Genomic DNA, 17,972 nt, shown 5'->3' with positions numbered 1-17,972 from the left:
CCTGGTCCGCCGGAGGAACTTGCGTGCGTCCAACCATCAGCGACGTGTCCCGTTTGGCGGGCGTGTCGATCAAGACTGTATCTCGCGTCCTCAACCATGAAGCCCGCGTCGCGGAGAGCACCCGGGCTCGCGTCAATGCCGCCGTGGCCACGCTTAACTATCGCCCTAACCTTGCCGCGCGTTCGCTGGCGGGCCATCGCAGCTTTCAGATCGCGCTCGCCTGCGACAACCCCAGCCCCTATTATGTCTATGAGATGCAATCGGGCATCCGCGACCGCTGCCTGCTAGACGGCGTCCGGATGATCGCTCAACCTTATGATCATGATTCAGAGCGGCTGATCGACGATATCGAGGCGCTGGTGACGGCCGCGGGAATCGACGGCCTGATTCTTACTCCACCGGCCACCGATTATCCCGAAGTGCTTGCGCTGCTCGAACGGCACCAGGTCCGGTTCGTTCGCGTGTCGCCAGGTTCCGAACTGGCGCTGACGGCGTCGGTCTTCATCGACAATCCCGGCGCCGCACTGGCGATGACTCGTCATCTCCTCGCCCTGGGGCATCGCCGCATCGGGTTCATTTCAGGCCATCCAAGCTACGCGACGAGCACCCAGCGCCTCGAAGGCTATCGCCTCGCCCTGAACGCAGCCGATGTGCCTTTCGACGCGCGGCTGGTTCGCGAAGGCAGCTACGACTTTCCGTCCGGCGCCGACGCCGCCGAGGCGCTTTTCGCGCTTCCGCAGCCGCCGACTGCGATCTTCGCATCGAACGACGAGATGGCGGCCGGGGTGTTGAGCGTCGCGCATCGGCGGGGCCTGGCGGTGCCCGGCGACCTCTCGGTCGCCGGATTTGGCGACGATGCGATATCGCGCTTCGTCTGGCCGCAGCTGACCACCATCCGTCAGCCCGTCCGCACGCTCGGCTATGCCGCCGCCGACCTGCTGCTCGCGGCGGAATTCCGCATCGAGCATCGCGAAACCCCGTTCGAGCTGATCCGGCGCGAATTTACCGGGCCGGTTCGATCCGCGGGATGAGCAGCTGGATGAAGCCTAGCGCGGCGAGGTAGCTGAATGCACAGATCACCAGCATCGGCGCATAGCCCCAGCCATGCCCCAGCGACCAGGCGGAGAGCTGGATCATCGCGATCGAGCCCATATTGCCGCAAAAGGCCGCAATGCCGATCGTCGATCCGACGCTGCGCGCCGGGATGACGTCGGTGGTGAGCGCGAAGACGTTGGTCGAGAAGCCTTGATGCGCGAACAGCCCCATTCCCAGCACCAACGCTGCGACCCAGGGACTTTCGAGCGACAACACGATCGGAATTGGCAGGATAAGGAGGGCGTAAAGCAACAACGTCCCCTTCCGCGCACGATCCAGGCTCCAGCCCCGCGCGATCAAACGGGTGGGCAACCAGCCACCGGTCAACGCTCCGCACGCAGCCAGCGTATAAACGATGGCCACTGGTATGCCGACGGTACCCTGCTCGAGCCCGAACAGCCGGTGAAACAGGTCCGGCAGCCACGACAGCATGAAGAACCAAACCTGGTCGGACAGGACTTTCGCGATTGCGATTGCCGCGGTTCGCCGATCGCGCAGCAGGTCGACCCACCGGATCGGCGCGGGGCCTTCTGCATCGGCAATTACCGGCGGCACCTTGATCGAAAACCAGGCCACTACCCAGACCAGCCCTAGCCCGCCCGCAACCAGGAAGGCTGCCTGCCATCCGAACGCCACGGCGAGCGCCGGAATCGCGAGCGGCGTGATGATCGCGCCGATATTGGGCGCGGTATTGCCGATGCCCAGCGCGATCGAGCGATCCTCGGGCGCGAAATAGGTCGCGGCCGACTTCACCGCCGCGGGTGTACCCACCGATTCAGCGGCTCCCAGCACGACGCGGGCGCCGACGAAACCGGCGACGGTGGTGGCGAAGGCGTGCGCCATGCCGGCCAGGCTCCACACCGCGACTCCCAGGGCAAAGCCCCAGCGCAGTCCGACGCGATCAATCAGCCAGCCCGTGCCGAGGAACGCGACCGCCGCGGCGAACTGGAAGGCCGAGGCCATGTTGCCATAATCCTGGTCCGACCAGCCGAACTGCACTTCGAGCGTCGGCTTGAGCAGAGCCAGGATCTGGCGATCGACATAGTTGAGCATCACCGCGCAGAACACGAGCGCCACGATCACCCAGCGCCCGGCGCTTCGCTCCACCGTCATTCTCCCGGTCGTCAGAAGTTCAGTCGGGCGGTCACGCCGGCATAGCGATCGGCCTCGCGCGGGATGATGTACCGATAGGCGCCACCGGGTCCACTGCTGACGATCGATGCGGGGAAGCTGGTGTCGAGCAGGTTCTTGACCTGGAAGGTAACCTTAAACCGGTCTTTCGCGTCGATCAGCGAGGCCGACAGATTGACCAGCGTATAGGCCGGGATCTCGGTCAGCGCCCGGATCACGGGATTGGCGTCGAACTGGCCGGCCTGCGCCGATTGCGTGCTCACCTGCCCGCCGAGCCCGAAGTCGACCGCGCCGCCGGTGCGCAGGCGATAGTCGGCGGCGATCGAGCCCTTCCACGGGATCGAGGCGCCCAGCCGCGTGCCGTCGGCGATCACGCCCGTGACGACGCCGTTGTCCGGGACTTTGAAATGATCGACATGCGCGTCGGTATAGGCAAGCCCGCTCGAGATCGAGAGATCGCGCACCGGCCGGAACAGCAGATCGAGCTGCGCCCCCCGCGTCGAGACGTCACCGGCATTGGTGAAGCGCGTGACGAGCACCCCGGCGACGAGATCGGGATTGTTTGCCTGATAGTTGTGATATTTGGCGTACCAGCCGGCGAGGTTGAGCACGAGCTTGCCATCGAAAAGGCTGTTCTTCAGGCCGATCTCATAGCTGTCGGCGGTCTCTGGCGCGATGATGTTGGTGCCGCTCGCGGTCAGGTTGAAGAAGACGTTGTAGGCCGGGCCCTTATAGCCGCGCGCATAGGTGGCGTAGACCATAGCCTGCGGAACGATGTCATATTGCAGGCCCACCTTGCCCGAGACGTTCTGATGGCTGGTGCTGTCCTCGAACGGTCCGAAGCTGGGATTGATGCCGGGACCGGCAAGCGCGGTCACCCGCTGGTGGAAGACGTTAAGGTCGTCGATCGTGTAGCGAAGCCCGACGATGCCGCGCAGCGTCTGCGTGAAGTTCAGCGTGCCCTGGCCGAACAGCGCATAGTTCTTGAAGGTCGAGCCGAAATCGGCGGTGCCGCTCGGCCGGGTAACGGTGGCGCCGGGCGTGGTGCAGGGCACCAGCGCGGTTGCCGCCGGCGCCGGCGTCACGGTGCAGACGATGTCGTCGCGGCGGAAGATGCGCTCCGAAAAGGCGCGAGAATAGAAGGCGCCGACGACATATTCGAAGAACTGCCCCGTCGGCGATGTCAGCCGCAGTTCCTGGCTGAAGGTGTTGCCGGTCTGCGGGCCGGTATCATGGAGCTGGCCCAGCCCGACATAGGCGGCAGGCAGCCAGTCGCCGTCGCGGATTTCCTCATTGTCCCAGCGCCGATAGGCAGTGATCGAGGTGACCGTGTGCCGGCCCAGCGTCCAGTCGGCCTGGAGCGAAAGACCCCAGCTGGTCTCCTTGGTCGAAGTGATCAGATCCTGGTTGATCGTACGGGATTCGCGCCCGTTGATGTCGGGCAGAAGCGCGGCCGAGGCGCCGCTGACCGGGGGCGTTCCGATCACCTCGGCACAGCAATCGTCGTTGCTCTTGCGATAGTCGCCGATCAGCGTGAGGCTGAGGTCCGGCGACGGATCAGCCACCACGATACCGCGAACGCCCCAGTGATCATAGCCGTTCACCCGCTCCCCACCATGGGCGATGTTGCGGATATTGCCGTCCCAATTGCCGTAAAAGCCGGTGAAGCGGCTCTTGACGCTCTCGCCGAGCGGGATGTCGACCGCTGCACGGGCACGATATTCGTCGCCGCCGGTGAAATAGCTTCCTTCGACGAAGCCGCCGAACTGATCGCCGGGCTTCTTGGTGACGATGTTGATGACGCCCGCAGACGCATTCTTGCCGAACAGCGTCCCCTGCGGTCCGGGCAGCACTTCGATGCGATCGATGTCGATAAGATCGCTGAACGCCTCGCCGGCGCGGCTGTAGACCACGCCATCGACCACCGTCGAGATCGAGGGCTCGCCCGCGATCGAGAAGGTCGAGGTTCCCACCCCCCGCAGGAACAGCGACTGGTTGAGCGTGGTGCCCGATTTGCGGAAGTTCATCGTCGGAACGAGATATTGTGCGTTCTCGAGATTGACTCCGGCTTGGGCGGCAAGCGTGTCGCCGCTGATCACCGTGACGGCGACAGGCACGTCTTGCAGCCGCTGGCTGCGCTTTTGCGCAGTGACGACGATCTCGCCGGGGTCCCCGGCATCGTTCGATGCCGGCTTGCTGCCCGCCGCGTCCTCCTGCGCCGCTGCCGGCAATGCTGCGAAGACCGCCAGCGCAGCGCCGGTCAACAAAATCGACTTTACCACAAGCAATCCCCTTTATAATCCCTACTCGTCCGATAGGGTATATAAATGTCCCGCGCTGTCACGCCCCAATTTGTCTTTGCCGAGGCCAAGCCCCGCTTCATTCAGAAACCCAGCTCGCGCATTTCGACGACGCGCCTCTCGCGCGCGCTGATCTCGGCCGCAGTTCCGATTGCCACCGCCATGAGCCCGTCGGTGGCCGTCACCTCCACGGCGCCTTCGCCCCGCACGGCGGCGATGAACTTCTGATGCTGATAGAAGGTGGAGCCGTGGTGGCTGCCGGCATCGAGTGCCGCCTTGTCGACCTCGACGACACGACGCTCTACGCGCTTGGCATTGCCGAAACCCGTTCGCGGGCTGAAGACGAGCGCGCCTTCCGGGATGAGGACGTCGAGCCGGGCCGCATCGCCCACTGCGCTGATCTCTTCCTGGTTCTCGGCGCCCTCGGCAAACATCGCCAGGTCGAGCATCGCCCGCACGCCATTGGCGAAGTCGACGACGGTATAGCTGTTATCGATGATATCCGGCCGCTCCCCGGCATAGCGCTCATCGACATGGTTCACGTCCATAGCGCCCGAGCAATAGACCCGCACCGCCTCGGCGCCGACGATCAGGCGCATCAGATCGAAGAAGTGGCAGCATTTCTCGACCATGGTGCCGCCGGTGTTGCGGCTGAAGCGGTTCCAGTCGCCGACCTTGACCAAGAAGGGAAAGCGATGCTCGCGGATCGAGAGCATGCGCAGCTGCCCGATCCTGCCGCTACGCACCTGCGCGATGAACTCGGCGGCGGGCGGCATGTAGCGATATTCCATGGCAGTCCAGAACGGCTTGGACATGGCTTCCGCCCGATCGACGATCCAGCGTGCATCCTCGATCGTCGTCGCCAGCGGCTTTTCGCAAAGGATCGCGACATCGGCGTCGAACAACGGCTCGAGCACGGCGCGGTGCGTATAGTTGGGGCTGGCGACGATCACCGCATCGACCAGACCGCTCCGCGCCAGCGCCGCGGCATCGTCGAATGCCTGCACCCCGTCAGCCCGCGCGCCGAGCGCGGCGCGTGCCCAGCCGAGCGAATGCCCCACCGGATCCGCGATCGCCGTGACGACCGCACCCGGCGTGATCGCCAGGTTCTGGAGATGCTCGACGCCCATCATGCCGGTTCCAACCAGCCCATACCGCACTTGCTCAACCAAACTCATAAATCCTAAGGAGTGACAGCGATGTCGCAGCTTGAATTCTCTCCCGAACCCCGTCCGCTCGGCAAGAGCGGAATCCTTGTCAGCCCGATAGCCTGGGGCATGTGGCGCTTCGCCGGCCGCAGCGTGAGTGAGGGGACAGCCCTGGTCGAAGCGGCGCTCGACGCCGGAATAACGCTGTTCGACACAGCGGATATCTATGGGTTCAACGGCGCTTCGGGCTTTGGCGATGCCGAATTGCTGCTCGGCGAGGTATTCGCCGCCAGCCCCGGGCTGCGCGCGCGGATGGTGCTGGCGACCAAGGGCGGCATCCTGCCACCGCTCCCCTATGATTCGAGCCCGCGCTATCTGGTCGCCGCGCTCGATGCCTCGCTCAAGCGCCTCGGCGTCGAGCAGGTCGATCTCTACCAGATTCACCGGCCCGACATCCTCGCACACCCGCAGGAAGTCGCCCGGGCGCTCGAGGATGCCGTCACCGCCGGCAAGGTGCGTGCGGTCGGCGTGTCCAACTTCACGACGGACCAGGCCCGGGCGCTGGCATCGTTCCTGACCATCCCGCTGGCCAGCCACCAGCCCGAATTCTCGCCTCTCCATCTCGATCCTCTGGTCAACGGACTGTTCGACCAGGCGATGGAGCGGGACATCGCGGTGCTCGCCTGGTCGCCGCTCGGCGGTGGTCGGCTGGCCGCACCGGCCGACGCTCGGGCGCTCGCAGTCGCCGAGCAGCTGGATCGCAAGGCGGAGGAAGCCGGCGTGAGCCGCGCTGCCGCCACCTATAGCTGGATCATGGCGCATCCGGTCCGGGCGATCCCGATCGTCGGCAGCCAGAACCCGGCGCGCATCGCCGAGGCGGCGAGCGCTTTGCAGGTGCGTTGGACCCGGCAGCAATGGTATCACGTGCTCGTCGCCGCGCGCGGGGAGAAGCTGCCGTGAAGCGCGTATTCCTTGCCGCCCTACTGGCGCTGACAGGCACGCCCGCCGCGGCACAGGCCGTCCACACGGCACAGGGCGACGTCTCCGGCATCACCCTGAACAGCGGCGTCGAAGCGTGGCTCGGCATCCCGTTCGCCGCGCCTCCGGTGGGCGACCTGCGCTGGCGGCCGCCGCAACCGGCTGCGCCTTGGCAAGGCGTCCATCCAGCCACGCAGTTCGCTCCGTCCTGCATGCAGCCGCTGCGCGATCATGGCATCGCCTATTATGTCGGCGACGATCCGGTGGCGGAGGACTGCCTCTATCTGAACGTCTGGGCGCGCAAGGGAGCGCGCGCCGACGCCAGGCTGCCGGTCATCGTCTATGTCTATGGCGGCTCGTTCGTTGCCGGCTCCGCGCGCAAGCCGCTCTATGTCGGCGACAGGCTCGCCGCCAAGGGCGCGATCGTGGTCGGTTTCAACTATCGGCTCGGCGCGCTGGGTTTCCTCGCCCATCCGGACCTGACCGCCGAGTCGCCCGCCCATGCCTCCGGCAATTACGGTGTGCTCGATCAGATCGCGGCGCTGCAATGGGTGCACGACAATATCGCCGCGTTCGGGGGCGATCCCGCCCGGGTGACGATCATGGGGCAGTCGGCCGGCGCGATCAGCCTTGCGTTGCTGCAGGCTAGTCCCGCCGCCAAGCCGCTCTTCCAGCGCATTATCGCGCTGAGCGGCTCGCCTTATCTGTCGGCGGGCACCGGACGCAGCCAGACCCTCGCCTCGGGCGAAGCCGCCGGCACCGCCTTTCAGCAAAAGCTCGGCGCGCCGGATCTCACCGCCCTGCGCCGCATCCCCGCCGATCGCATCGTCGCAGCCCAGGGGCCGCTGGCGATGCCGATCGTCGATGGCCTGGCGGTCCCCCGCGATCCGGCCGAAGTCTATGCAGCGGAGGCCCAAGCCGATGTCCCGATCCTGCTCGGCACGGTGCGCGACGAGGCGCTGAGCCCGCTCGCCGCCGTCTCGACGCTCGCCGACTATCGTGCGGCGCTCGCCAAATCCTTCGGCGACCGGGCGGATGCCGTGGCGGCGCAGTATCCCGCACGGTCCGATGCCGAGGTGCCCACCGCGGCGCGGGCGCTGGCGCACGATATCGGCTTCTCCACGATGATGCGCAGCTGGGCGCGGATGCAGGCGACGCACGGCAAGGCGCCGGTCTATGCCTATTGGTTCGACCGGCGGCATCCCTATAGCGCCGGCGTGCGCTTCACCGACCTCGATCCGGCGACCACCGGGGTCAACCACACCGATGACGTGCCCTATTGGCTCGGTACCTTCGAGAGCCTCAACGGCCCGCGCCGCACGCGCGACTGGTCGCCGGCGGATCGGGCGCTTGGGGACCGGATGCAGGCGGCGATCCTCGCCTTCGCCGCCACCGGCGATCCCAATAGCCCCGCGCTTGGGATCAGCTGGCCGCGCTACGACACACGCAGCGAACGCATGGCCGGTTTCGGCGACACCGTCCGCGCCCTTTCCTGGCCGGATCGCGACCGGATGGACAAACTCGCGGCGCTCGGCATTCCCGACCCGCGCACCGCCAAGGACAAGAAGAAATGACTCCGACCTGCGAAGTAAGCTGGTTCTCGGCGCTGTGCGACGACGACTATGAGTTTCTCGGCGTGCCGGACGCCCGCCTGCAATCGAGCTGGGAGCATTGCCGCGACATCGTGCTGCAGGCCGAGACCGGCGGCTATGACAATATCCTTCTGCCCTCCGGCTATGCGCTAGGTATCGACACCACGGCCTTCGCAGCGGGCATCGCGCCGATGCTCAAGCGCCTGGCACTGCTGATGGCAGTCCGGGTGGGCGAGAGCTGGCCGCCGCAGCTCGCCCGCCAGATCGCGACCATCGACCAGATGCTGGGCGGTCGGCTCAACATCAACATCATCTCGTCGGACCTGCCCGGCGAGACGCTCGCCTCGGGCCCCCGCTATGCGCGGACCGTCGAAGCCATGCGTATCCTCAAGACGCTGCTCAACGGCGAACCGCTCGACCATGACGGCGAGTTCTGGAAGCTCAAGCTCGATCCCCCGCGCATCCGCACCGTCTCGGGGAAAGCGCCGCTGCTCTATTTCGGCGGCCTCTCCCCCGACGCCCGCGACGCCGCGGCTAAGGCGTGCGACGTCTATCTGATGTGGCCCGATACGAAGGAGAATGTCGCGGCAATCATCGCCGACATGCAGGAACGCGCCGCGCGACACGGCCGGACACTGCGCTTCGGATACCGCGCCCATGTCATCGTTCGCGAAACCGAGGACGAAGCTCGCAGCTATGCCGAGCGCCTGCTCTCGAAGCTCGACGCAGCGTCGGGCGCCGCGATCCGGGCAAAGTCGCTCGACGCGCAGTCGGCCGGCGTTGCCGCGCAGACGGCGCTGCGCGAAAACGCCGCGGCCGACGGTTATGTCGAGGAAAATCTGTGGACGGGGATCGGGCGCGCGCGCTCAGGCTGCGGCGCGGCGATCGTCGGAGATCCCGATCAGGTCCTCGCAAAACTCGACAGCTACCGCGCGATGGGGATCGAGGCTTTCGTCCTCTCCGGTTACCCGCATGCAGCAGAAGCGGATCTGTTCGCGCGCCATGTTTTGCCGCGGATCGAGCACGCCAGACTGGCGCGCTGACGCCTCAGCCTATCGATCGGGCCCGGAGGCAGCGCCCCGGGCCGTGGATTGTGATGCTCTCGAGAGTGCCGGGGAACGCTATGGTGGCTTCGCCTGGATGCCTCAGAGCACGGGTTGACCGTCGATGATGCCGGCCGCGGCGTGGCGGCCGGCGAGCACGGAGGATGGCGCCCTTCAACGCACCGGACGGTAGGCCGGGTCGCGCGCTTCGATCGCCGCCTGCCAGACGCGCAGGATGTTGCCGCTCCACAGCCTGGCGATGTTGCCGTCGCTATAGCCACGGCTTGAGTGCGGCAGTCACATTGCGGGTTCACCCCGCTCCGCGCGCCTGCGCACGATGCTGCGGGCTTGGGCGCCGAGAATGCCGGTTCGGGACCGATAGCAAGTCTGCCGCCAGGCGTTGGAGCTGCTCGCGTTCCTTGACTCCGCTGAGCAGCAGATCGACCAGCGCCTGACCGTCCGGCCAATCGGCGATCCCCGAATCGGCATTGATATGGCCAAGTTCGCCGACATCGACGAAGGCCGCGCCCCATTGGTCGGCGATCTCGCGCGACCGCCCGATCGTCGCATAAGGGTCGTCGCGGCTTGCCACGACAAGCGCAGGACACGGAAACGCGGCCTCGGGATTGGGCGCGAACCGGTCGAGCCTGCGATCGACGTCTTGCCTGTCGAGGTCCGGCGGGGCCACGAGGAGAGCCGCACGAACCGAGGACACGCCGCTAGCGCCCAGCAGGCGAGCCCACCACGCTACCGCCTGGCACCCGAGGCTATGGGCGACCAGCACGACATCGCCGCGCGCGTCGTGGACAGCCTGATCGATCCGGCTGATCCAGACATTGCGGATCGGCTGGTCCCAGCACCCGAGTTCGACCCGATGGCAGTCTTCGAGATCGCGCTCCCATTCGCTCTGCCAATGCCGTGCGCCGGAGCCGTCGATACCGGGGACAATGAGGAGTTTGATGCGGTCGTGATCAGACAATTGCTGTCTCCTCTCGCGAATATGGGCGTGCCCGCAAGGGGATCGCCGCAGCGCCGCTCGAATCGGCAGAACGCAGCCTAGCAAGCCTAGTTTTAATTCCTAGTTCAATGATGGGATTAATCGCCCCGAAAAGCTATCGAGTATCTAAGCTGCCGTTGCACAAAGAGCATTTGACGCAGGCATCCTGCTGTTTTGCTCCTCGCGGTGTGTGGATACCTCGGCGGTCTCGCGATCCGCTGCGGCTATCAGCGCTTTCAGACGACGTGATGCTGGTCACCGTCGCGCTGCTGCTGCTCGTCCAAATCCTCCAGATGGCCGGCGACCGCCTCGTCCGCCACTTCGCCCGACGCTAGAAAGGCCATCATGCACCGTCGCATCGACGCTGGCGCTGTCGCTCGTCGGCTGCGGCGGCAAGCCCAAGGGCGACGCAGCCGACACGCTGAGCGTCGCCGCCACCGCCATGCCGCATGCCGAGATCCTCGACTTCGTCAAGCCGGCGCCGGCCAAGCAGGGCGTCAAGCTCGATGTCCGCGTGTTCAACGATTATGTCCAGCCCAACACCCAGCGCGCTGGCGATCGAGGACAAGGATAGCCCATACGGCAATTTCATCGTCGGACCCGAAAGCGCCCGCAACGACCCCAAGGTCCAGAAGCTCGTCGCGGCGCTGCGCAGCCCCGATGTGAAGGCATTTATCGCGCAAATATGCCGGCGCGGCGCTGCCGGTTTTCTGAGCCGAGCCCCGGCGGCGCGACCGGCCGGTAACCGGCCTGCGCTCCGGGCTTCGACCGGCCGCGCCATCGATTTGCCGGCGAGGAATGCCCCGCCGACATGCGATGCGCAGTTGCTGGTCCTATGGCCGGCGGCGCGCGGCCGACCGGAAGAAAGATGGCGGGAACGGCGCCTGCTTCGATCCCTCGGCGCTGCGCAGTTCGTTGCGTCCTCCGGCATCGACGCTGAGCGGAATCTGCATGCCATCGGTCTGCTCGAGCAGGTCGAACAGCTTGCCGCTCAGTCGGGAAACGAGATCCTCATGGCCGGGCTTTGCGAGAAGATTGTCGTTCTCGTGCGGGTCGGCGGCGAGGTCGTAGAGCTCGTCCAGATCCCAGATGCCGTGGAAGTGGATGTACTTGTAACGGTCCTCGCGCAACGCGTGCACCGTCGGAGTCTGCGGGAAATTGCGCTCCCAATAATATTCATAAAGGAATTCCTCGCGCCACGGCGCGTCCTTGTCGTGCGCGAGCGGAAGCATGTTGGCGCCGGCCATGTGCGCCGGCGCTTCCAGCCCGGCGGCAGCCAGCAGCGTCGGCGCGACGTCGATATTGGCCACGACCTGCTCGACCACGCTGCCGGCGGGAAACAGTGACGGGCAGCGCGCGATCATCGGCACGCGCATCAATTCCTCATAGGCGGCGCGCTTGTCGATCAGCCCGTGCTCGCCGAACATGAAGCCGTTGTCGCCCATATAGAGGATCAACGTGTCGTCGAGCTCGCCGCGCTGCTCGAGCAGGTCCATGATCTTTGCCAGGCTCTCGTCGACCGCGAGCAACGTCTCCATGTAGCGCTTGTAATAGTCGGCGATGTCGAGCGTGCCGTGATAGGCATAGTCCACACCGTGCCAGCTATTGCGCTGGTTCTCGACCCACATCGGCCGGCCAGGAATGCCGGGCTTCATGTTCTCGGGGTAGCGGAAGGTCTCGTTGTCGTAGCGCCCCTTGTGGCGCTCGGCGGGAATGAATTCCGAATGCACCGCCTTGTGCGCCATGTGCATCATCCACGGCTTCTTGGGATCGCGCTTGCCGATCCAGTCGAGTGCATAGTCGGTCAGCTCGTCGGTGATGTATCCCTTTTGCGGCACTTTGCGGCCGTCGACGTTCAGGCCGTTGGGGCCCGGCAGATAGTCGCCCTGGCCCTTGAAGCTCACCCAGTGGTCGAAGCCGGGCTGCGGATCATCGCCCTCGCTGCCCATGTGCCACTTGCCGATGAACGCCGTGTCGTAACCCGCCTTCTGCAGATATTGCGGGAAAAAGATCAGTCCCGGCGGGATCGGATGGTTGTTGTCGACCACCTTGTGCTGGTGCGCGTAGAGGCCGGTGAAGATCGACGCACGGCTCGGTGAGCAGAGCGCAGTGGTGACGAAGGCATTCCTGAAGTGCGAGCCTTCGCGCGCGAGCCGGTCGAGCGTCGGCGTTTCGCCGAAGTCCTGCGCCTTCATAAATCCCAGCGCGTCGTAGCGATGATCGTCGGTGAGCACGACGAGGATGTTCTTGGGCTTGATGCCGGGGCGCCGCTTGAGCCGCAAGTCTTGCGGCGCAGACCGCCCCGGCGCGGCGTGCGGCGCGGTCTGCGCGCCCGCCGCCCAGGAATAGAGGCCGAATGCCCCGCCGCCGCCGGCCAGCAGTACGCCGCGCCGATCCACCTTGTCTGTCACGTCACAGGTCTCCTTTGGGCAACCCCTTCGGGGAGCGTCCGGCATTATCAGAAGTTGAAGCGAATCCCGCCGAACACGCGTCGTCCGGCGTCGAGGTAATTGGCCGGCAGTCCTGTCGTGTATTCGACGATCTCATCGCGATCGAGCAGGTTGACCGCCTCGAGCGTGAGCGACGCTTGGGGCGCCAGCTTGAGGCTGATGCTCGCGTCGAGCGTGCCGAAGGCGCGGTTGACCCGGCCCATCGCTGGCGCGGTCGCTGCCGCGGCGAGATAGGAGCTGCGCCACGAATAGGACACGCGCGCCCCGATCGGGCCCTTCTCGTAGTAGCCGATCAAATTGTAATTATGCTTCGACGCGGCGGTGAGCTGGTTGGGGTCGCTATTGTCGATATAGGTGTAGTTGGCGATCACCCCGAGCCCGTCGAGCGGACCCGGCAGCCAGGTCAGCGCCTGCTGGAAATAGAGTTCCACACCCTTGAGATCGACCCCCGAGCCATTGACCAGCTGGCTGACGGTGAAGTCGGTCTGGATCGTCGTGGTGCCGGTAGTGCGGATGTACGAGACTGGCAATTGGATGATGCTGGTCTCGCGCCGGATCAGGCTTTCGAGGTTCTTGTAGAAAAGCGAGGCGCCGACCAGCGAATCACGCCCGAAATAATATTCGACCGTCGCGTCGAGATTGTTTGAGCGGAAGGGATCGAGATAGGGGTTGTTGCGCGTCACCGTCAGCGCGTTGCCGTTCGCGGTGGTGGTCGGCGAGATGTCGCCTAGATTGGGCCGCGAGATGGTCCGCGAGGCGGCGAAGCGCAGTTGCAGCTGGTCGGTCGCTTCGAACTTCAGGTTGAGGCTCGGCAGCCAGTCCCAATAGCTGCGCTCAACCCGCAGCGGCCCGGCTGCGGGCACGCGGGTCGTCATGCCCGTCTCGACCGCGACGGTGATGCCGTTGAGATCGGGCGCCACGCCCACCGTGGTCTGGTTGGTGCGCACCGCGCGCAGCCCGATATTGCCGGTGAGCTTGCCGAAGGCGAGGTCGCCGCGGCCGTACAAGGCCAGGATCTTCTCCCTGACATCGAGGATGCCGGTGGCGTCGTTGGTATAGGTGCCCTCCGCGATCAGCTGCGCCTTGCTCAATCCCGCCACGAACGACTTCGCGTCCGACCCGAGCCACTGCGTCGGAAAGGCGGCGTTGCCGTCGTAGCTGCCCAGGAAACTGCCCGAGCCCGCCTCGATCGGGATCATGAACGGCGCCGCGCTGAACGAGCCCGCGATCGGCCCGGCCGGCAGCCCGCCATAAAGCTGCGACACGTCCGCCGCCGCGATCGTCAGCGTCTTGTTATCCGAGTAGAGCGCGCGATCGGTGTATTTCACGCCCGCGCGCAGTCCGGTCAGTCCGCGCTCGCCCAGGTCGCGGCGTACGTCGAGCTTGATGTCGCGCAGCCGATCGGTGGTGAGACGATCGAGTTCGCCGTTAAGGCTGAGCAGACGGAAGTTGTTCGGATCGAGCTTCCGATCGGCGAAACCGTCGAGATAGGTGATGCTCGGGAGCGAATTGCCCGGGTTGGCGACGACGCGGACGGTGCCGTTGATGCTGTCGGCGATGTTGAGCGTGTTGCGGGTCTGGCGCGAGCGCTGCTCCGAGCCTTCGAGCACGATGGTCCAGCCATTGCTCTCGAACTTGCCGCCACCGACAATGGAGCGAATGTGACCGCGGCGATCCTGGTAGCGCCCGCCGTCGCGCAGATCGATCCCGCTGACGGTGAAGTCGGTCGCGGTCTCGACGCCGTCAAGCACCTGAGTGCGCCCCGCGACCACGCCGCTCGCGCCGGCGAAATTCTGCCAATTTTCCTGGCGCACGGCCTCGACATCGACGCGCGTGTAGAAGCCATCGACATAGAGTTCGAGATTGTCGCTCGGGCGATACTGGACCGAGGCAATACCGCTCAGCCGGCGGTTGTTCTCGGTGAACATGTCGTGGATGATCAGCCCCGGGATGCGGACAAGCTTGGTCGGCTCGATCACGCCATTGCCGTTGAGATCGTCGGCGCCGCCGCCGAGCGGCACGCCCTGCGCCTCGGTGACGGTGTTCCAGCCGGTCTCGACCTGATGCGTCTGCGGGCGGCGCTGGGTGTACGAAGCGCCCAGCGTGACGCCAACCCGCCCATCGAGGAAGGTGTCGGCGTACAGCCCGGAGATGCGCGGCGAGACCCTGCCCGAATTGCTCTCATATTCGGCCTGTCCTGAGAGCGCGAGCACCCGGCGCCCGAGATCGAGCGCGTGCGGCGTCCGGACGTTGACCGTGCCGGCGAGCCCGCCATCTTCCAGACCGGCGGTCGGCGACTTGTACACTTCGAGCGTGCGGACGAACTCTGGTGCCAGCGCCGAGAAGTCGAAGGAGCGCGAGACGCCGGCGAACAGGTCGTTGAGCGCGTTGGGCACAGAACGACCGTTGAGCGTGACGAGCGTGAATGTGTCCGGAAGCCCGCGGATATTGACGCTGCGCCCCTCACCGCGGGTGCGATTGATCTGCACGCCGGTGATCCGCTGGACCGACTCCGCCACGTTGACGTCAGGGAAGCGGCCGATGTCCTCGGCGCTGATCACATCGACGATGCTATCCGCCTCGCGCTTGATCCGAACGGCCTGCTCGATGCCGCCGCGGATGCCGGTGACGACGATGTCCTGGCCGCCCGTGGTCTCGGAGGACTTATCCTGTAGATCGGCCGTGGGAGCAAACGTGTCGCTTCCGGAAAGCGCCTGCGCTGTCGCCACTTCCGGAATCATCATTAGCGCCACCACGGCGCCACCGACCATCCAACTCGACTTCTTCTGCATTCGCGCCCCCATTCTTTGAGGGCGCGTTATTCCCATTGACGCGGTAGGTTTTACGAGAAAGCTTTCCTTGGGTCTCCCCACGGCGGGATTGCAGGGCGGCCTGCAAACCGGCTTTTGGCCAGGGCAGCACGCGTCGGCCAACTGTGCTTGAGCGTCACGTGGGGGGTCACCTGCCCGAGCGTAAAGCAGCGAGGTCGAGTGCTTGGATCGCCTCCCTACAGCTCGGGACAGTGCACCGTAGCTGTGAGACAGTTTTGAGGGACCGATCCCGGCCCATTCCCGCTAAGGGATTGATCTTAAATCAAGATTTTTCGGTGGGATGGTGGAGCCGAGGCACACCGTATTTGGCAAAATAAGGCATTGATAACACTAAAGAAAACTTGCCTTAAGGCTCTGTTTTTGCTACCTTTTAGTGACGATCTCCGTTCGTGGACGTTCAGATTTGTTCGCCATTGTTCGTAGTTATTCGCGACGAAATTAGGCTTCAAATTAGGACGCAAATCACTGCGGCGAGCGCGCACCAACTCTGAGAGGTAGAGGCACGCAGAGCATGGCAAGGCCAATTCACAAGCTGACCCCTCGGAGCCTGGAGAAGCTCTCGACGCCGGGCTGGCACGGCGACGGAGGTAATCTCTGGCTCCGGATCGACGACAATGGCGCCAAGCGCTGGGTCTTTGTCTGGATTCGCGACAAGAAGCGCCGGGAGATGGGCCTTGGCTCCTTCCAGTCAGTCCGCCTGGAAGAAGCCCGAGCAATGGCCGCGGCTGGCCGTGAACTGCTGAGGGACGGCCTGGACCCGATCGCGCTTCGGCACGAAGTGGCGCAGGAAGCCAAGGCTGAGCAGGAGGCGAAGGCAGAAGAGGAAAAGGCCGCAACGTACACTGCCCCGACCTTTCTGGAATATGCCAAGCTCTACATCGCCGCGCACGAGGAAGGCTGGTCCAACGAGAAGCATCGTTGGCAGTGGACCAACTCACTGACCAAGCATGTCAAACCGATCCTCAGCAAGCCGATCGATACGATCACGGTCGATGATCTCGTCGCAACGCTCAAGCCGATCTGGTCGAAAATACCAGACACTGCGGGCCGGGTGCGAGGAAGGATCGAAAATATCCTCGATGCGGCCAGGGTCCAGAAGCACATCAAGGGACCGTGGGAAAACCCGGCCCGTTGGAAGGGAAATCTTGAGCATCTCCTGCCCAGGCGCAAGCGCATGGCGAAAGGGCACTATGCTGCCCTCCCGTATGACGAAATGCCCGGCTTCTTTGACGCGCTCCGGACCCGTCCCGCCCCTGCCGCCCGCGCTCTGGAACTGACCATTCTCTGCGCGACGCGGACGAGCGAGACGCTCGAGATGAGATGGCAGGAAGTTGATCTCGAGCGAGGTATCTGGACCGTTCCTGGCGACCGCATGAAAATGCGCGTGGAGCATCGCATTCCGCTTTCACCAGCTGCCGCCGACATTCTCAAAATGATTTCCGACGAACAGGGTATCATCAAACCCAAGGCGTTCGTGTTTCCCGGCCAGAAGCCCGGCAAACCCCTTTCCCAGATGTCGATGACCATGGTGCTGCGCCGGATGAAGCTCGGCCATTACACCGTGCATGGCATGCGAAGCGCTTTCCGCGACTATATGGGCGACATGACGGACCATGCCGAAAACGTCATTGAGCAGGCACTGGCCCACTCCGTGGGTGACTCCGTCAAGAAGGCCTACAGGCGGAAGGACGCCTTCGAGAAGCGCAAGCGGGTGATGATCGACTGGGCGGACTATCTCCTCTCGACAGCGGTGAACACAGAAGTCGGAGACGAAGAAAAGCTGGCAGCCTGAGCGCCACTATTCCAACTTGGAACCGTACTTGCGCTGCAGCGCTTTCGACAGCTCGGTCACTCGCCAAGGAGATGAATTGAATGCCGTCCCAGCAGCTTGGAATCGACGATTCCACCATTTTCGACAATCTGGATGATCGCCAGGTGGAATTCGACGGGGAGGTCGATGGCGAGGAATATCAATTCGCCGTGCAATACAGTGTCATCGAAGCCCTGACCGGGGACGCACCCGATGGCGACGCGGAAAGCGGCTTCCGGCAGCATATCGACACCATTCGGGAGGCCGCGCTCTCTGCGTTGTCCAACGGTCCCGATCGCGCGGTTATTGTGATCAGCGAAAGCGACCTCGACTAGTTGCAGCCGCGCTCGGCCAGCTCATTCGCTTCGCTTGCGAGCGACACTGTGCCGCGCGACGAAGGCCTCGAGGCTCCGAACCGGTATCAGGACGGATTCGTCGAGCTTGATGGTCTCAAGTTCCCCGCGGTTGATCAGCTGATAGACCTTGGTTCGGCCGATCCCGAGCATCTTGGCGGCCGCGGGAATTCGGACGCATAGCGGCACAGGTTGAGGCGCCGGTGGCGGCTGCCTCGCTTCGGGTTCGGTCCGTGGTTCCGCA

At 64.8% G+C, this 17,972-nt stretch carries 14 protein-coding genes and 1 pseudogene; 8 read left to right on the top strand and 7 right to left on the bottom strand.

Features of this window, described 5'->3' with window-relative positions; translation table 11 throughout:
* Window positions 1-23 precede the first annotated feature (23 nt).
* On the top strand, window positions 24-1,031 hold the full coding sequence (locus AB2M62_RS03820; protein ID WP_404337948.1) for a LacI family DNA-binding transcriptional regulator: 1,008 nt from the start codon (window positions 24-26) through the stop codon (window positions 1,029-1,031).
* Here the strand turns inward: AB2M62_RS03820 and AB2M62_RS03815 are convergent.
* The 3 genes from AB2M62_RS03815 to AB2M62_RS03805 form a co-directional block, all read right to left on the bottom strand.
* The gene (locus AB2M62_RS03815; RefSeq protein WP_404337946.1) at window positions 1,003-2,208 is read right to left on the bottom strand and encodes an MFS transporter; all 1,206 of its coding nucleotides are present in this window, start codon (window positions 2,206-2,208) and stop codon (window positions 1,003-1,005) included. The genes AB2M62_RS03820 and AB2M62_RS03815 overlap by 29 nt on opposite strands.
* 11 nt (window positions 2,209-2,219) lie before the next feature.
* Window positions 2,220-4,508 carry a TonB-dependent receptor gene (locus tag AB2M62_RS03810; RefSeq protein ID WP_404337944.1) on the bottom strand — a complete coding sequence of 763 codons (2,289 nt, stop codon included), beginning with the start codon at window positions 4,506-4,508 and terminating at the stop codon, window positions 2,220-2,222.
* 101 nt (window positions 4,509-4,609) lie between these two features.
* On the bottom strand, window positions 4,610-5,704 hold the full coding sequence (locus AB2M62_RS03805) for a Gfo/Idh/MocA family protein (protein ID WP_404337942.1): 1,095 nt from the start codon (window positions 5,702-5,704) through the stop codon (window positions 4,610-4,612).
* 21 nt (window positions 5,705-5,725) lie between these two features.
* Between AB2M62_RS03805 and AB2M62_RS03800 the strand changes: the two genes are divergently transcribed.
* Genes AB2M62_RS03800 through AB2M62_RS03790 form a run of 3 tightly spaced genes read left to right on the top strand, consistent with a single transcriptional unit; the run spans window position 5,726 to window position 9,287 of the window.
* Window positions 5,726-6,634, top strand: a complete 909-nt coding sequence (locus tag AB2M62_RS03800) for an aldo/keto reductase family oxidoreductase (RefSeq protein ID WP_404337940.1) — start codon at window positions 5,726-5,728, stop codon at window positions 6,632-6,634.
* Window positions 6,631-8,226, top strand: coding sequence for a carboxylesterase/lipase family protein (locus AB2M62_RS03795; RefSeq protein ID WP_404337938.1), 1,596 nt, complete (start codon window positions 6,631-6,633; stop codon window positions 8,224-8,226). The genes AB2M62_RS03800 and AB2M62_RS03795 overlap by 4 nt, the downstream gene beginning before the upstream one ends.
* Complete coding sequence (locus tag AB2M62_RS03790) at window positions 8,223-9,287, top strand: LLM class flavin-dependent oxidoreductase (RefSeq protein WP_404337936.1); 1,065 nt, start codon at window positions 8,223-8,225, stop codon at window positions 9,285-9,287. Before AB2M62_RS03795 ends, AB2M62_RS03790 begins: the two co-directional genes overlap by 4 nt.
* A gap of 310 nt (window positions 9,288-9,597) precedes the next feature.
* Here AB2M62_RS03790 and AB2M62_RS03785 read toward each other — a convergent pair whose 3' ends face one another.
* A complete protein-coding gene (locus AB2M62_RS03785) occupies window positions 9,598-10,266 on the bottom strand; it encodes an RBBP9/YdeN family alpha/beta hydrolase (RefSeq protein ID WP_404337935.1) in 669 nt (222 codons plus the stop codon).
* A 460-nt stretch (window positions 10,267-10,726) separates the two neighbouring features.
* Between AB2M62_RS03785 and AB2M62_RS03780 the strand changes: the two genes are divergently transcribed.
* Window positions 10,727-10,858 (top strand): MetQ/NlpA family ABC transporter substrate-binding protein, encoded by a 132-nt coding sequence (locus AB2M62_RS03780; protein ID WP_404337933.1) that lies wholly within the window; start codon window positions 10,727-10,729, stop codon window positions 10,856-10,858.
* Window positions 10,812-10,913 (top strand): annotated as a pseudogene (locus tag AB2M62_RS03775) (methionine ABC transporter substrate-binding protein); the annotation flags it as partial. The gene AB2M62_RS03780 and the pseudogene AB2M62_RS03775, both read left to right, overlap by 47 nt.
* A gap of 204 nt (window positions 10,914-11,117) precedes the next feature.
* On the opposite strand, the gene AB2M62_RS03770 reads toward AB2M62_RS03775, so the two are convergent.
* Window positions 11,118-12,695 carry a sulfatase gene (locus AB2M62_RS03770; RefSeq protein WP_404337931.1) on the bottom strand — a complete coding sequence of 526 codons (1,578 nt, stop codon included), beginning with the start codon at window positions 12,693-12,695 and terminating at the stop codon, window positions 11,118-11,120.
* A 47-nt stretch (window positions 12,696-12,742) separates the two neighbouring features.
* Window positions 12,743-15,526, bottom strand: a complete 2,784-nt coding sequence (locus AB2M62_RS03765; protein WP_404337929.1) for a TonB-dependent receptor — start codon at window positions 15,524-15,526, stop codon at window positions 12,743-12,745.
* 550 nt (window positions 15,527-16,076) lie between these two features.
* Here AB2M62_RS03765 and AB2M62_RS03760 point away from each other — a divergent pair.
* Together AB2M62_RS03760 and AB2M62_RS03755 are read left to right on the top strand one after the other, a co-directional pair.
* Window positions 16,077-17,357, top strand: a complete 1,281-nt coding sequence (locus tag AB2M62_RS03760; protein ID WP_404337927.1) for a tyrosine-type recombinase/integrase — start codon at window positions 16,077-16,079, stop codon at window positions 17,355-17,357.
* A gap of 80 nt (window positions 17,358-17,437) precedes the next feature.
* A complete protein-coding gene (locus AB2M62_RS03755; protein ID WP_404337926.1) occupies window positions 17,438-17,710 on the top strand; it encodes a DUF1488 family protein in 273 nt (90 codons plus the stop codon).
* Window positions 17,711-17,731: 21 nt separating this feature from the next.
* Here the strand turns inward: AB2M62_RS03755 and AB2M62_RS03750 are convergent, their stop codons facing one another.
* On the bottom strand, window positions 17,732-17,881 hold the full coding sequence (locus AB2M62_RS03750; protein ID WP_404337924.1) for a helix-turn-helix domain-containing protein: 150 nt from the start codon (window positions 17,879-17,881) through the stop codon (window positions 17,732-17,734).
* Between the last annotated feature and the right edge of the window lie 91 nt (window positions 17,882-17,972).

Source organism: Sphingomonas sp. MMS12-HWE2-04 (genome assembly GCF_044881185.1).
Taxonomy (GTDB): Bacteria; Pseudomonadota; Alphaproteobacteria; order Sphingomonadales; family Sphingomonadaceae; genus Sphingomonas.
The sequence above is the reverse complement of the archived record's forward strand: the minus strand, read 5'-3'. Positions and strand labels throughout refer to the sequence as shown.